The following is a 13,370-nucleotide window of genomic DNA, read 5'->3' as shown; positions in this document are numbered from 1 at the left end:
TTCCCCCTCTCCCCAACCCCTCTCCCACGAGGGGCGAGGGGCTTTTTCGGCGTGGTCCTCGGTCACGGCGCGGTGCCTGCGCTGTCCTGCGTGTAGGCCGACGCCCGGTCCCGTCTGTTACCCATGCTGCCGGTTTGGACGAACGCTCCCTCTCCCCTCGTGGGAGAGGGCCGGGGAGAGGGGGCCGGTGACGTTGTTTCTGTCGTTCCCCCTCTCCCCAACCCCTCTCCCACGCGGGGCGAGGGGCTTTCGGCGTGGTCCTCGGTCACGGCGCGGTGCCTGCGCTGTCCTGCGTGTAGCCCGACGCCCGGTCCCGTCTGTTACCCATGCTGCCGGTTTGGACGAACGCTCCCTCTCCCCTCGTGGGAGAGGGCCGGGGAGAGGGGGCCGGTGACGTTGTTTCTGTGGCTCCCCCTCTCCCCAACCCCTCTCCCACGAGGGGCGAGGGGCTATCCGGTGCCGCTCCGACCTGGTCGTGAGCGGCTCAGCTGCAGTTGTTCGAGAAGGGGGCGTAGCGCTGTAGAAGCCTGCGGGTTTCCCTTTCTCCCCAACCCCTCTTCCACGAGGGACGAGGGGCTACACGGTGCCGCGCCGACCTGGTCGTGAGCGGCTTCACCGTGCAGTGGCTCGAAGAGCTGCTTTACGCAACTGCACTGCTCGAAAGCGCCAGCATCTCCGTCCCGAGGCACTGCACCGCTGTGCTCCCCTCGCCCCTCGCGGGAGAGGGGTCGGGGGTGTCCAAACCGGCAACATGGGTAACAAACGAGACCGGGAGGATGGGTTACACAAGTTACGGTGTGAGCAGGAGGTGCTGCCCATGCCCTGGAAAGAGACTTGTGTAATGGATTTGAAGGTAAAGCTGATTGCCGACTGGCTAAGCGCCCGGTACTCGATTAGTGAGCTTGCCGTGGGCTATGGGCTGAGCCGCAAGACCGTCTATAAATGGATCGAGCGCTATCAGCGGGCGGGAGCCGAGGGTTTGGTGGAGCGCTCTAAAGCCCCTCACAGCTGCCCGCATGCGGTAAATCCGCAGGTGGCTGAGCAGATCGTAGCCGTCAAGAAAGAGCATCCCAGCTTTGGTCCCAAGAAGGTGATGGACCTGTTGCGCCGCGAGCGGCCTGGCCACGATTGGCCGGCGGACAGTACCGCCGGTGAGGTGCTCAAGTCTGCTGGGCTGGTCAAACAGCGGCGCTATCGTAGGCCCTATCCAGCGGCGTCCGAGCCCTTCGAGCTAGGCCGCAGCAACAATGCGTTGTGGAGCGCGGACTACAAAGGTCAGTACGTTACGCAGGGCGGGCACTGGTGCTATCCCTTGACGGTGACGGACAACGCCAGCCGTTTCCTGCTTGGCTGCCATGCCGTGCAGGCCCCTGATTACGCGCAGGCCAAGCCAATCTTCGAATGGGTTTTCCATGAGTATGGCTTGCCCGAGGGGCTCTTGACCGACAACGGCTCCCCCTTTGCCAGTCGAGGCGCGGGAGGCCTGACGCGCTTGTCGAAGTGGTGGGTTGAATTAGGCATCCGAGTGCATCGCACCCGGCCGGGCACGCCGACGCAAAATGCTCGTCATGAGCGCATGCATGGATCACTCAATCGGGCTATCGGTGATCAGCTGCGTGGAACGTCGGCGCTCGCTCAACAGGCAGCATTAGCCGCATTTCGCAAAGAGTTCAACGAGCACCGTAGCCATGAAGGTTTGGACAGATATACGCCAGCGAGCCTATATCAAGCCTCGCTGCGCCGGTATTCGCCAGTGCAGCGGCCTGTCGAGTACAACGAGGACCAGCAGGTACGCAACGTTCGACAAAACGGTGAGATCAAGTGCAAAGGCCGCCTCGTCTACATCAGCGAGCTGCTAGCCCAGCATCGTGTGGGGTTACGTGAAGTCGATGATGGACGCCTGGAGGTGCGTTATAGCTTTCACCTGCTGGGTTACATCAACCTGCAGACTTCACGATTGGAGCCCGCATCCCAATGGCATGCGAGGGGAAAGGTGTAACCCATGCTGCCGGTTTAATTTGTTACCTATGCTCCGGTTGCACAGAGAGGGGGAACCGCATGAGGTACGGCGATGCCCAAGGCTTGGCCTATTCAGGTATTTCGTGTTTTTCTCAGGCTTTGTCCAGCGGAGCGGGCGTCGGAAGGCATGTTTTCAATCGAAACCAAGGGCTTGAGCGTATTCGAGCTGGCCAAGCGCACGGTCGTCGAGTTCAACCGGGATTCGTTGGCGATCTACGCGGCGGCGCTCGCCTACCAGATGTTCTTTTCGCTGTTCCCGTTCCTGATCTTCCTCGTCGCGCTGATCGGCTATCTGGATCTGCAACCCTTCTTCGACTGGCTACGCCAGCAAGCGGCGCTGTTGCTGCCGATGGATGCGATGGCGCAGATCGATCCGGTGATCGACCGCTTCCAAGAGCAGCGCGGTGGGCTGTTTTCCCTCGGGATTCTGGTGGCGCTGTGGACGTCCTCGGCGGCGGTGCGCCTAGTGATGGAGGCGACCAACAAGGCCTATGACGTGCGCGAAGGACGGCCCGTTTGGAAGCGTTTTCCGCTGTCGGTGTTCTACACCATCGGCCTGACCGGGATGCTGCTGTCGGCGGCGGCGCTGATGGTGATCGGGCCGGAGTTGATGAACTGGCTGGCGCGCCAGGTGGGCGTGGAGCAGTTCATGGTGACGCTCTGGGCACTGCTGCGCTGGCCGCTGGCGGTTTTCCTGCTGATCCTGGCGTTGGCGGTGGTGTACTACGTGGCGCCGGATGTGGAACAGGAGTTTCGCTTCATTACGCCGGGCTCGATCTTCGCCGGGATCGGTTGGGTGGCGGCCTCGCTCGGCTTTGGCTTCTACGTGCAGAACTTCGCCAACTACAACGCGCTGTACGGCGGCATCGGGGCGGTGATCGTGCTGATGCTGTACTTCTACATCTCGTCCGCGGTGTTGCTGTTCGGTGCCGAGATGAACGCGGTGATCGAACACTACTCGCCCGAGGGCAAGGACCCGGGCGAGAAGCGTCTGGACTAGCGGATCAGCGGATCGCGGTGAGCCCGGGAATTTCGTCTGGCCAGGGCGTGAGGACTTCGAAGCCGTCGTCGGTCACGGTGACCATGTGTTCCCACTGTGCCGAGAGCGAGCGGTCGCGGGTGACCACCGTCCAGCCGTCGGCGAGGGTGCGGCTGTGGCGGGCGCCGGCGTTGAGCATGGGTTCGATGGTGAAGATCATCCCCGGCTTCAGGCGCAGGCCCAGGCCGGAACGGCCGAAGTGCAGCACTTGAGGATCGTCGTGGTAGACGGTGCCGATTCCGTGTCCGCAATACTCCTGGACCACCGAGAAACCTTCCCCCTCGGCGACCTGCTGAATGGCATGGCCGATGTCGCCGAGCGTAGCGTCCGGGCGCACTGCGCGGATGCCGGCGCACATCGCTGCGTAGGTGGTTTCCACCAGTTTGCGCGCTTCGTCCGAGGGCGTGCCGAGGTAATACATGCGACTGGTGTCGCCGTACCAGCCGTCCTTGATGATCGCGACGTCGATGTTGAGGATGCTGCCCTCGGCCAGCGGTTTGGCGGAGGGAATGCCGTGGCAGATCACCTCGTCGACCGAGGCGCAGATGGTCTTGGGAAAACCGTGGTAGCCAACGTTCGCCGGAATGGTCTTCTGCACCTTGACGATGTACTCGTTGCAGCGACGGTCGAGCTCGTCGCTGGTCACGCCCGGCTGCACGTATTCGCTGATCATCGCCAGCACGTCGGCGGCCAGCTTGCCCGCTTCGCGGGATTTGGCGACCTGCTGCGGGGAGTGCAGGGTGATGCGTTTAGGCATGCGCGCCTCCGGCCACGCTATCGCGGCACAGGCGTTCGAGCGACAGGCCGCCTTGCCGCTGTTCTTCGACCAGCAGGCGAGAAAGGGCGCGGTGATCCAGATCCGGGTGCAGTTCGGCGAGCATGCCGATGCGCAGCCAGTGCTCGGCCTGGGCGTTGATCGAGCGGCTCAGCGCCACGCTGGCTACGCGCAGGCTCTCGTGCATGTCGTCGGATATCTTGACGATGCCCATTGTGAGGCTCCGTATATGAAATGTAAGCGAATCATATATTCAAACGCCCGCTGACGAAACCCTGGGCCGGGAGCGGGCGAACTTTTGCCAGGCCGTCCGATCCGATGGACAGCTCAGACAGAGACCTTGCGATGACCGCTCCCCGGGCTTTTCTCATCCTCAACGGCAAGCAGGCCGGCAACGACGACGTGCGCGCGCTGGTGGGCGAGCGGCGCAAGGCCGGTTGGGATCTGGCGGTACGCCTGACCTGGGAGCCGGGTGACGCCGAGCGCCTGGTGCGTGAGGCACAGCGCGAAGATTATCCGGTGGTCATCGCCGGCGGCGGCGACGGGACCGTCAGCGAAGTCGCCAACGCGCTGCATCACAGTGGCCATGACGCGAGCCTGGCGGTGTTGCCGCTGGGTGCCGCCAACGATTTCGCCCATTCCGCGGGGCTGCCGCTGGAGCTGGACAAGGCCCTCGCATTGGTGGAACAGCCGCCGGTAGCGGTGGACCTGGGCGATGCCCAAGGCCAGTTGTTCGTCAATATGGCCACGGGCGGCTTCGGCACCAAGATCACCGTGCAGACGCCGGAGGAGCTCAAGCGCACCCTCGGTGGCGGCGCCTATCTGCTCACCGGGCTTACCCGCTTCTCGGAGATGACTTCGGCATTCGGCCGCTTTCGTGGCCCGGATTTCGAGTGGGAAGGGTATTTCCTGGTGCTGGGCATCGGTAACGGCCGCCAGGCCGGCGGCGGACACATGCTCTGCCCAGGGGCACACATCGACGATGGCCTGCTCGACCTGTGCATCCTCCCGGAACCCAAGGACGCGGTGGAGACCCTGGCGACCCTGGTGAACGGCGGGATGCGTGGGATGGAAGCGGTAACCCTCTCCGCGCGGCTGCCGTGGGTCGAGGTGGAAACCCCCGACGATCTGCACCTGAACCTCGACGGTGAGCCGCTGACCACCCGCAAGCTGCGTATCGAAGTCCGCCCGGGTGCGCTGCGCATGCACCTGCCGGCGGAATCGCCGCTACTCGCGGGTTAGCGTCTCACGGGTGCACCCCGGCGTTGGGACCGCTATGCTGCCGGCTCTTCAATCAGCTGGAAGTGCTCTCGATGAAGCTCGTCGCCCTCTACCGTTATCCCGTCAAATCGGCCGCTGGTGAGCGCTTGTCGCGTTCGCCGGTGGGCGCCCTGGGGCTGACGGGGGACCGCCGATGGATGGTTGTGGACGCCGCCAGCGGGCGCTTCCTGACGCAGCGGCAGCTGTCGAAGATGACGGGCCTGAAGGTCCAGGAGCAGGCCGATGGCGCCCTGCGGCTGTTCGCTGAAGCGGCTGGCGAGGTGCAGGTGGCGGTGCCGGAAGTGGGCGCCGAGGCACGCGGCGTAAGTGTCTGGCGCGATCTCCTGCAGGTCCCGGATGCCGGCGATGCCGCGGCCCAGTGGCTGAGCGACTGGCTGGGGCGTAGCTGTCGCCTGGTACACATGCCGTTGCCCAGCCAGCGCCCGGTGGACCCAGACTATGCACGGCCGGAGGATCGGGTCGCCTTCGCCGATGGCTTCCCGCTGCTGCTCGCCAGCCAGGCGTCGCTGGCCGACCTCAATGCGCGGGTCGGACGTGAACTGGACATGCGGCGCTTTCGTCCCAACCTGGTCATCGATGGTGACCAGGCGTTCGCCGAGGACGGCTGGCGGAGTCTGCAGATCGGTGACCTGGTGTTCCGAGTGGCCAAGCCCTGCTCGCGCTGCGCGATCGTCACCCTCGACCCGGACAGCGGCGAACGCAGCCCCGACCTGGAACCGCTGACCACCCTCGCACGCTTCCGCAAGCAGGACGGCCAGGTGTACTTCGGGCAGAACCTGATCGCTGACGGCGAGGGCGTGCTGGAGGAGGGCATGCCGGTCAAGGTGCTCGACTGACGGTGTCTCGACAGCCGCCCGTCTCGACGAATGGAGCGAACCGGGTTGCTTGGCTAAGATTCCAAAAACAGGAAGTCACTTGGCCACGGGAGGCCTGCATGTTTTTGGAGACCATCACCGACGCGCGCCTGGCTCAGGCTATCGATAGCTATTTCCGCGCACTCGGCACGCCCGCCGAGCAGGTGTCGCGGCGTGCGTTGCAGCAGAAGCTCGGCATGGCGCTTACCCAACCCCAGCGCGAGCGCGTTAGCGCTGCGTTGAGGGCGGAGCCTGAGCAGGTGCATTACGCAGGCTCGCGGCGCTAGCTGCCTATTGGCTTGGCATTGCCCGCGAGTGATGGGCTCGGTCCTCAGACGCCTGTGCCGCGATGGCGGGGCACAGACGTGGATCACCCTCTCCCCGTCCCTCTCCCGTGAAGGGAGAGGGGGCGGTTTGCCGAGACTGCCGTGCATGAACCCGCCCTCTCCCGTGAAGGGAAAGGGACGTTTTCGCTGTCATCGCGCAAGGACCATCACATTCATCTCCGGATTCCCGTAAGGCACTCGTCCCGAGAGACGGGCGTTTGTGGCCGCGGTGCAGGCGAAGCGCTCGAAATTCGGAGCGACACCCAAAAGCCCCTTTCCCCTCGCGGGAGAGGGGTTGGGGAGAGGGGGATCCGCTATCGCTGGTCATTCCCCGCGCCCCACGCATTCGGCAGGCAGGTTGCCTTGACGCTCCTGCATATCAGCGACTATGAAATAGGTGGGGGATGGCACGATGCCGTCCGCTTTCGGAATTGCGGGCCTCCGGGCATCGGTCGCGCAGGATGCGCAGATACCGCAGGAGCGCGAATTCCACTGTCATTCGCGTTTGTGCCTGGGGTTTAGATGTTCAACTACACGCCCTCCATCCTGATCGTCGATGACATAACCGCCGATATCCAGATCCTCCGCGAGGCGGTGGCGGGGTTGGGCTCGGTGCATTTCGCTACCGATGCGCAGTCGGCGCTCACGCTGGCACGGCAGTGTCGTTCGGACGTCGTGCTGCTCGATGTCGAACTCCCCGGCCTGGATGGCTACTGGGTATGCCGCAGCATCAAGCGTGATCCGAATATTTGCGATACCGCGGTGATCTTCGTCACCGTCCACCAGGGCCCCGAATACGAGCTCAAGGCGTTGCAACATGGCGCGGTGGACTTCCTGCAGAAGCCGCTCAACCTGCCGATCATCCGCGAGCGGGTGAAGACTCACGTGGCCTTGCGTCGTGAAGCCACGCGCCTGGCGCACTACGATTCTCTGACCCAGTTGCCGAACAAGGTCCTGCTGCAGGACCGCACCGAGCAGGCGACGCGGCAGGCGCTCGAACATGGGCACCGCGTGGCCATGCTGCTGGTCGACATGGACAACTTCAAGGCGCTCAACGACAGCCTCGGCCACGCGGTCGGCGATGCCCTGCTCAAGACCGTGGCCTGGCGCCTGCGCCACGCGGTGCGGCCGGTGGATACCGTGAGCCGTCTGGGCGGCGACGAGTTCGTCGTATTGCTGCCGGAGGTGGAGGACTTCGAGTTCCTGCATCGCTGTGCGGAGAACCTGCTCGAGGAAATCGGCAAGCCTTACCAGGTTGGCGAGAACCGCTACGACCTCACCGCAAGCATCGGCGTCGGTGTGTTTCCGGATGACAGCCAGGACCTGTCCTCGCTCTACCGGCATGCCGAGGCGGCAATGTACAAGAGCAAGGAGCGCGGGCGCTTCAGCTATGGCTTCTTCTGCCAGTCCATCGAGCGCGATATTCGTGATCGCTATCGCCTGGAGCAGCAATTGCGCGAGGCGTTGGACAGCAAGCGCTTCGAGGTCTTCTACCAGGCCAAGGTCGATGTGCGGAACGGTTGCGTGAATGGTCTGGAAGCCCTGGTGCGCTGGCGCGACCTGCAGGGCGAATTGGTCAGCCCCGGCGAGTTCATTCCGCAGGCCGAGGCGAGTGGGCTGATCCTGCCGATCGGTCAGTTCGTGTTGCGCCGCGCCTGCGAGGACCTGATGCGCTGGCGCGGACAGGGCGTGGAGCAGAAGGTTAGCGTGAACATCTCCGCCGTGCAGTTCCGCGACAACAGCCTGCTGACGGCGATTCGCCAGGTTCTGGCGGACACCTCGTTGCCGGCCGAATGCCTCGAGTTGGAGATCACCGAAGGCGTGCTGGCGCAGGACGTGGAGTTGACCATGGGCATGCTGCTGGAGCTCAAGCAGCTGGGCGTGCGCCTGTCCATCGACGATTTTGGCACCGGCTATTCGAGCCTGGCCTACCTCAAGCGCTTCCCCGTGGACGTGCTGAAGATCGACCGCAGCTTCGTCACCGACATGCTCGACGGTCCGCGCGAAAGCGCAATCATCGACGCGATCATCGGTTTGGCGAAGGCGTTGGGGATGGAGGCCGTCGCGGAGGGTGTGGAATTGCAGGCCGAGGCCGATGAATTGCTGCGTAAGGGATGCGAGGTGATGCAGGGCTTCCTTTACTGCCGGCCAATGACCTTCGATGACATGGGGCGCTTCCTGCAGCGCTTCAGCCTGGATGGAGCAGGGGAATGAAGCTGCCGATCTCTGCGCCCGGATTCCGGCGCAGCGCGGGATTGTTCTTGATCGTCGGGTTGTTGTGTACCGCCATCGCGACCTGGGGCTTGGCCGGCTTCAACAAACGCCAGCTCTCCGACGCGCTGGACTTGACTGGCGAGCGCCTGGCTGCGGCTATCGCCGAGCGGGTGACGCTCTACCAGTATGGCCTGCGGGGCGCCCGGGGAGCGGTCCTCGTTGCCGGTGAGGAGGAGATCACCCGCGATCTGTTTCGCCGCTACAGCCGTACCCGCGATCTGGCGCGGGAGTTTCCGGGCGCGCGCGGCTTCGGCTTCATTCGCCGGGTGATGCCCGAGGATCTGGCGGCCTTCATCGAGCGCGTGCGCCGTGACGATGCGCCGGACTTCAACGTGCATGGCCTGGGGCCCTCCGCCGATGAGCATTTCGTCATCCAGTATGTCGAGCCGCTGACGGTCAATGCGCCGGCGCTGGGGTTGGACATTGCCTCCGAGGCTAATCGGCGCAATGCCGCCCAGTCCGCGATGGACAGTGGCGAGGTACGTCTGAGTGGGCCGATCACGCTGGTCCAGGCCAAGGGGGCGATGCACCAGTCGTTCCTCATCCTGTTGCCGGTGTATCGCACCATCGAAGTCCCGGACAGCATTGCCGGGCGGCGCCAGGCACTGTTCGGCTGGACCTATGCGGCCCTGATGATGGGCGAGGTGCTGGACAGCCTGCAGCTCAGCCAGCGCCGCGTGCACGTGGCGATCAGCGACATCACCAATCCCGCCAGCGAGCAGCCTTTCTATACCAGTGGCGGCGGCGAGCAGGGCAGCTTCCGCAGTGATCACAGCCAGGATATCGATGTACTCGGCAGGCGCTGGCGCCTGCAGATGGAAGCGACGCCGGCGTTCATCGCGCAACTCAATCTCGTGCCGCCGATGCTGCTGGCGGGTGGCGGTGCGCTGGCCAGCCTGCTGCTGGCGCTGTTGGCTGGCACGCTCACTGTCAGTCGGGCGCAGCAGCGGCAGATACAGCGCGCGCGACTGCAACTGGGCAGCCTGGTCGAGCATTCCTCGGATTGCATCATCGGTGAGGATCTGGAAGGTCGTGTCATCGGCTGGAACCGTGGCGCCGAGTTGCTGTTCGGCTATTCCGCCGATGAGGCGGTCGGGCGAGCGTTGGCGGATCTGATCCTGCCGCCGGAAGAGCAGGCGGCCGAGGCACGCTTGCGTCAGCGGGTTGCAGCAGGAGAAACACTCGCCGAGGTCGAGGGCCGAGCACGTACCCGCGATGGCCGGGTGTTTGCGGTTTCACTCAGTGGCTCGCCGATCCACGACGAGCACGGGGGCATCGTCGGCATGTCCAGCACGGTGCGCGACATCACCGAGCAGAAGGCCGAATCCGAGCAGATGCGCGCGCTGGCATCGAGTCTGGAGCAGGAGGTCACTCGCCGGACCGAGGAGCTGACGCAGCTGGACCAGCTGCTTTCCGGCGTCCTGCAGTCGACCCGTGAGTTGGGTATCTACAGCACCGATGCGCAAGGCCTCGTGCACATCTTCAACCCGGGCGCCGAGCGGATGCTGGGTTATAGCGCGGAAGAGGCGGTGGGGCGCCTACGCGCCAGTGATTTCATCGCCAGCGATGCGGGCGCCTCTGCCGACCAGCGCCTGCTGCGGCGCAAGGATGGCAGCCTGGTGACGGTGAGCCTGGTGGAGTCGCCCATCGCCGATGGCCAGGGGCGCCCGCTGGGTATCCTCGGCATCATCGTCGATCTTTCCGAACGCCAGGTTTACGAGCAGCGCCTGGCGACCAGCCTGGCGTTGACGCGGGCGATCCTCGACACCGTGGTCGATCCGGTGCTCAGCCTGGACGCGGCAGGCGTGGTTCAGTCGATCAACCCCGCCGGCAGCCGGGTTTTCGGCTATGCCCGCGAGGAAGCCATCGGCCAGCCCATCGAACGGTTATTGCCGTCCGCCTGGAGCGAAGCGGAGAGCGGGCCAGGGCACTTCGTCGCCCATGCCCGTCCTGGGGATAGCGACAGTTGGGCGCTGACCGGGCGTCGGCGAGACGGCAGTGATTTCCCTGCACGGGTTTCCATCGGTGCGATGGACGAAGCGGGCGAGCGCCTCTTCGTCTGCGTGGTCATCGACATCACGGAGCAGGAGCATCAGCGCCGCGAGCTGCTGGAGGTTCGAGACCACCTGTTGCTGGCAGCCGAGGCGGCGGAGCTGGGGATCTGGGCCTGGGAACTGGCGGATGGCGCGCTGGTATTCAATGCGCGGATGTTCGAGCTGTACCGGCTGGATCCGGCGCTGGCTCCGCAACTGCGCTACGAGCATTGGCGCGAGCGGCTGCATCCGGATGACGTCGCGAGCACTGAGGCGGCCCTGCAAGGGCTGATCGAGCACGATCTGCCCTTCACGCCGACCTTCCGCATTCTGCTGCCCGACGACGACGAGGTTCGCTACGTCAAGGCCGGCGCCCGTGTGGAGCGTGATGAACACGGCAAGGCGGTGCGCCTGACCGGCATCAACCTGGACGTCAGCGAGCAGCAGGAGCAGGCCCGCTACCTGCAGCGCGCGCGCCAGGCGGCGGACGAGGCGAGTGCGGCGAAGTCGTCGTTCCTCGCCAACATGAGCCACGAGATTCGCACGCCGATGAACGCCGTGCTGGGCATGCTGCAACTGCTGCAGCGCACGCGCCTGGATACGCTGCAGCGCGACTACGTGGACAAGTCGCGACAGGCGGCCTGGGCCTTGCTGGAGCTGCTCAACGACATCCTCGACTACTCCAAGATCGAGGCCGGCAAGCTGCAACTCGACGTGCATGCCTTCGAGCTAGAAGACCTGATGCGCCAGCTCGGCGTGATTCTCTCCGGCAACCAGGGCGAGAAGCCGGTCGAGGTGATGTTCGACCTGGATCCGCGGGTGCCGCGCACCCTGCTCGGCGATGGCCTGCGCCTGAAGCAGGTCTTGGTGAATCTCGCCGGCAATGCGCTGAAGTTCACCCTACGCGGTCAGGTGGTGGTCGCCGTACAGCGTCTCGAACTGGAGGGAAACCGTGTGCGCCTGCGTTTCTCGGTAACCGACTCGGGGATCGGTATCGATCCCGAACAACGCCAGCGCATCTTCGAGGGCTTCACCCAGGCCGAAGCCTCGACCCGCCGCCGTTTTGGCGGTACCGGGTTGGGGCTGGTGATCTGCCAGCGCCTCGTCGAGCTGATGGGGGGAAGCCTGGAGCTGCGGAGCCGGCCGGGGGAGGGCAGCCGCTTCTGGTTCGATATCGAGCTGGGCTGCGAGACTCCCGACGAACTGCTTTGCGAGCCCTCCGAACAGGTCTTGCGGTTGATGGTGGTGGAGGACAATGCAGCCTCCGCCGACGTGCTCTGCCGTACCGCCGCCGCGCTCGGTTGGCGGGTGGACAGCTGCGACTCCGGGCTGGCCGCCCTGGAGATGGTCGAGCGCGCGCGCCAGGCGGGGCGCCCCTACGACGTGTTGCTGATGGACTGGCAGATGCCCGGCCTCGACGGCCTGGCGACCGCGCGGCGCCTGCGTAGCCTGCCCGGTCATGACAAGCCGCCGGTGGTGGTGATGGTCAGCGCGTTCGGTCGTGAGGTACTGGCCGATGCGCAGTTCGAGACTGAACCTGCCTTCTCGGCGTTTCTCAGCAAGCCGGTGACTCCGGAGCAGTTGCGTGACTGCGTGGAGCGCGCGCTCACCGGCAATCTGCCGAGCGAAGCCGAGCAGGCACCGGCCAAGCGCCGTTTGCAGGGGCTGCACCTGTTGCTGGTCGAGGATAACCAGCTCAATCGCCAGGTCGCCCAGGCCCTGCTCGCCGGTGAGGGAGCGCGAGTCGAGCTCGCCGAAGGGGGCGAGATTGGTGTTCGCAAGGTACTGCAAAGCAATGCGGATCCCTTCGACCTGGTGTTGATGGACATGCAGATGCCGGACATCGATGGCTTGCAGGCGACGCGCAGGATTCGCGAGCAGAAGCGCTACGCGACCCTGCCGATCGTGGCGATGACCGCCAACGTTTCCGAAAGCGATCGCCAGGCATGTCTGGCCGCGGGCATGGATGATCACCTGGGCAAGCCGGTTGACCTGGAAAAAATGGTCGAGAAGATCCTGCGCTGGACTGGTCACGTCGCTGCGCCCAGTGAGGCTCCGGCGCCTGTGGCTGCGGTTCAGGACGATACGGCTGACGATCTGCTGGAACCCCAGGATGCGATGCTGGCGCGCTTCGGCGGTGATCGCGGATTGATCGCGTCGGCCCTGCCGAGCCTCGGGCACGATGTGAAACTGCTGCTCGAACGTCTCGAGGAAGCCTGCTCCGCCGGAGAGGCCGAGCCTGCACGTGCTGCGCTGCATGCAATCAAGGGCAGTGCCGCGACTGCGGGCGCGGTAGCCTTGTCGCGCCGCGCCGGTGTGCTGGAGCAAGGCCTGCGCCGACATGACAAGGCCGTTCTCGCCGAGCTGGGCGTGGCCGACTGGAAAGGCGAGCTGATGGACCTGTTGCAGCAGAGCCTGGTTTTGCTGTCGCAGCGTTTCGCCGGGGCTGAGGCGCAGACTCCCAAGCCCTCCGCGGAAGTCTCAGACGAGGACCTGCAGGTGCTGTTGCAGCGTCTTGCCAGCGAGCTGGAGAGCGCCAATCTAGCGGCCAGCGATACTGCACGGACGTTGCGCGAGCGTTTGCCGGCCGCCTACAGCACGCTTTACGCCGAGCTCACCGCACGCATCGCGGCGCTCGACTATCGCGCGGCGCGGCAACTGGTCCGGCGTCTGATCGCCGAGCTGCCGAGCTAGCCCGGTCGCTCGCTGTGTACGTCGGGCGGGTGAGGCGGCAGCGGGCCTCGACGTCCTTTATACTGCGCCGCCGTT

At 65.0% G+C, this 13,370-nt stretch carries 9 protein-coding genes; 7 read left to right on the top strand and 2 right to left on the bottom strand.

Features of this window, described 5'->3' with window-relative positions:
• The first annotated feature begins 817 nt into the window (after positions 1 to 817).
• The gene (locus tag ACYRGX_RS15740) at positions 818 to 1,999 is read left to right on the top strand and encodes a DDE-type integrase/transposase/recombinase (protein WP_473053397.1); all 1,182 of its coding nucleotides are present in this window, start codon (positions 818 to 820) and stop codon (positions 1,997 to 1,999) included.
• A gap of 147 nt (positions 2,000 to 2,146) precedes the next feature.
• Positions 2,147 to 3,019, top strand: coding sequence for a YihY/virulence factor BrkB family protein (locus ACYRGX_RS15735; protein WP_473053396.1), 873 nt, complete (start codon positions 2,147 to 2,149; stop codon positions 3,017 to 3,019).
• A gap of 4 nt (positions 3,020 to 3,023) precedes the next feature.
• On the opposite strand, the gene map is transcribed toward ACYRGX_RS15735, so the two are convergent.
• On the bottom strand, positions 3,024 to 3,815 hold the full coding sequence (map, locus tag ACYRGX_RS15730) for a type I methionyl aminopeptidase (protein ID WP_473053395.1): 792 nt from the start codon (positions 3,813 to 3,815) through the stop codon (positions 3,024 to 3,026).
• Positions 3,808 to 4,047: a ParD-like family protein gene (locus ACYRGX_RS15725; RefSeq protein ID WP_473053394.1), complete on the bottom strand. Its 240-nt coding sequence runs from the start codon at positions 4,045 to 4,047 to the stop codon at positions 3,808 to 3,810. Before ACYRGX_RS15725 ends, map begins: the two co-directional genes overlap by 8 nt.
• Positions 4,048 to 4,178: 131 nt before the next feature.
• Here ACYRGX_RS15725 and yegS point away from each other — a divergent pair, with 131 nt between their 5' ends.
• The 5 genes from yegS (at position 4,179) to ACYRGX_RS15700 (ending at position 13,295) form a co-directional block, all read left to right on the top strand.
• On the top strand, positions 4,179 to 5,075 hold the full coding sequence (yegS, locus tag ACYRGX_RS15720) for a lipid kinase YegS (RefSeq protein WP_473053393.1): 897 nt from the start codon (positions 4,179 to 4,181) through the stop codon (positions 5,073 to 5,075).
• A 71-nt stretch (positions 5,076 to 5,146) separates the two neighbouring features.
• The gene (locus ACYRGX_RS15715) at positions 5,147 to 5,950 is read left to right on the top strand and encodes an MOSC domain-containing protein (RefSeq protein ID WP_473053392.1); all 804 of its coding nucleotides are present in this window, start codon (positions 5,147 to 5,149) and stop codon (positions 5,948 to 5,950) included.
• Positions 5,951 to 6,048: 98 nt separating this feature from the next.
• Positions 6,049 to 6,255: a hypothetical protein gene (locus tag ACYRGX_RS15710; RefSeq protein WP_473053391.1), complete on the top strand. Its 207-nt coding sequence runs from the start codon at positions 6,049 to 6,051 to the stop codon at positions 6,253 to 6,255.
• A 561-nt stretch (positions 6,256 to 6,816) separates the two neighbouring features.
• Positions 6,817 to 8,508 carry a two-component system response regulator gene (locus ACYRGX_RS15705; RefSeq protein WP_473053390.1) on the top strand — a complete coding sequence of 564 codons (1,692 nt, stop codon included), beginning with the start codon at positions 6,817 to 6,819 and terminating at the stop codon, positions 8,506 to 8,508.
• Positions 8,505 to 13,295: a PAS domain S-box protein gene (locus ACYRGX_RS15700; RefSeq protein ID WP_473053389.1), complete on the top strand. Its 4,791-nt coding sequence runs from the start codon at positions 8,505 to 8,507 to the stop codon at positions 13,293 to 13,295. Before ACYRGX_RS15705 ends, ACYRGX_RS15700 begins: the two co-directional genes overlap by 4 nt.
• The last annotated feature ends 75 nt before the right edge of the window (positions 13,296 to 13,370 follow it).

The sequence above is a fragment of the Pseudomonas sp. R4-15 genome (genome assembly GCF_055768815.1).
Note: the sequence above shows the minus strand (reverse complement) of the source record. Positions and strands in the feature narration are given on the sequence as shown.

What these genes read in the sequence shown, in the direction of transcription:
- ACYRGX_RS15740 (WP_473053397.1), top strand. Translation starts at nt 818, where the DNA reads ATGCCCTGGAAAGAGACTTGTGTAATGGATTTGAAGGTAAAGCTGATT.
- ACYRGX_RS15735 (WP_473053396.1), top strand. Translation starts at nt 2,147, where the DNA reads ATGTTTTCAATCGAAACCAAGGGCTTGAGCGTATTCGAGCTGGCCAAG.
- map (WP_473053395.1), bottom strand. Translation starts at nt 3,815, where the DNA reads ATGCCTAAACGCATCACCCTGCACTCCCCGCAGCAGGTCGCCAAATCC.
- ACYRGX_RS15725 (WP_473053394.1), bottom strand. Translation starts at nt 4,047, where the DNA reads ATGGGCATCGTCAAGATATCCGACGACATGCACGAGAGCCTGCGCGTA.
- yegS (WP_473053393.1), top strand. Translation starts at nt 4,179, where the DNA reads ATGACCGCTCCCCGGGCTTTTCTCATCCTCAACGGCAAGCAGGCCGGC.
- ACYRGX_RS15715 (WP_473053392.1), top strand. Translation starts at nt 5,147, where the DNA reads ATGAAGCTCGTCGCCCTCTACCGTTATCCCGTCAAATCGGCCGCTGGT.
- ACYRGX_RS15710 (WP_473053391.1), top strand. Translation starts at nt 6,049, where the DNA reads ATGTTTTTGGAGACCATCACCGACGCGCGCCTGGCTCAGGCTATCGAT.
- ACYRGX_RS15705 (WP_473053390.1), top strand. Translation starts at nt 6,817, where the DNA reads ATGTTCAACTACACGCCCTCCATCCTGATCGTCGATGACATAACCGCC.
- ACYRGX_RS15700 (WP_473053389.1), top strand. Translation starts at nt 8,505, where the DNA reads ATGAAGCTGCCGATCTCTGCGCCCGGATTCCGGCGCAGCGCGGGATTG.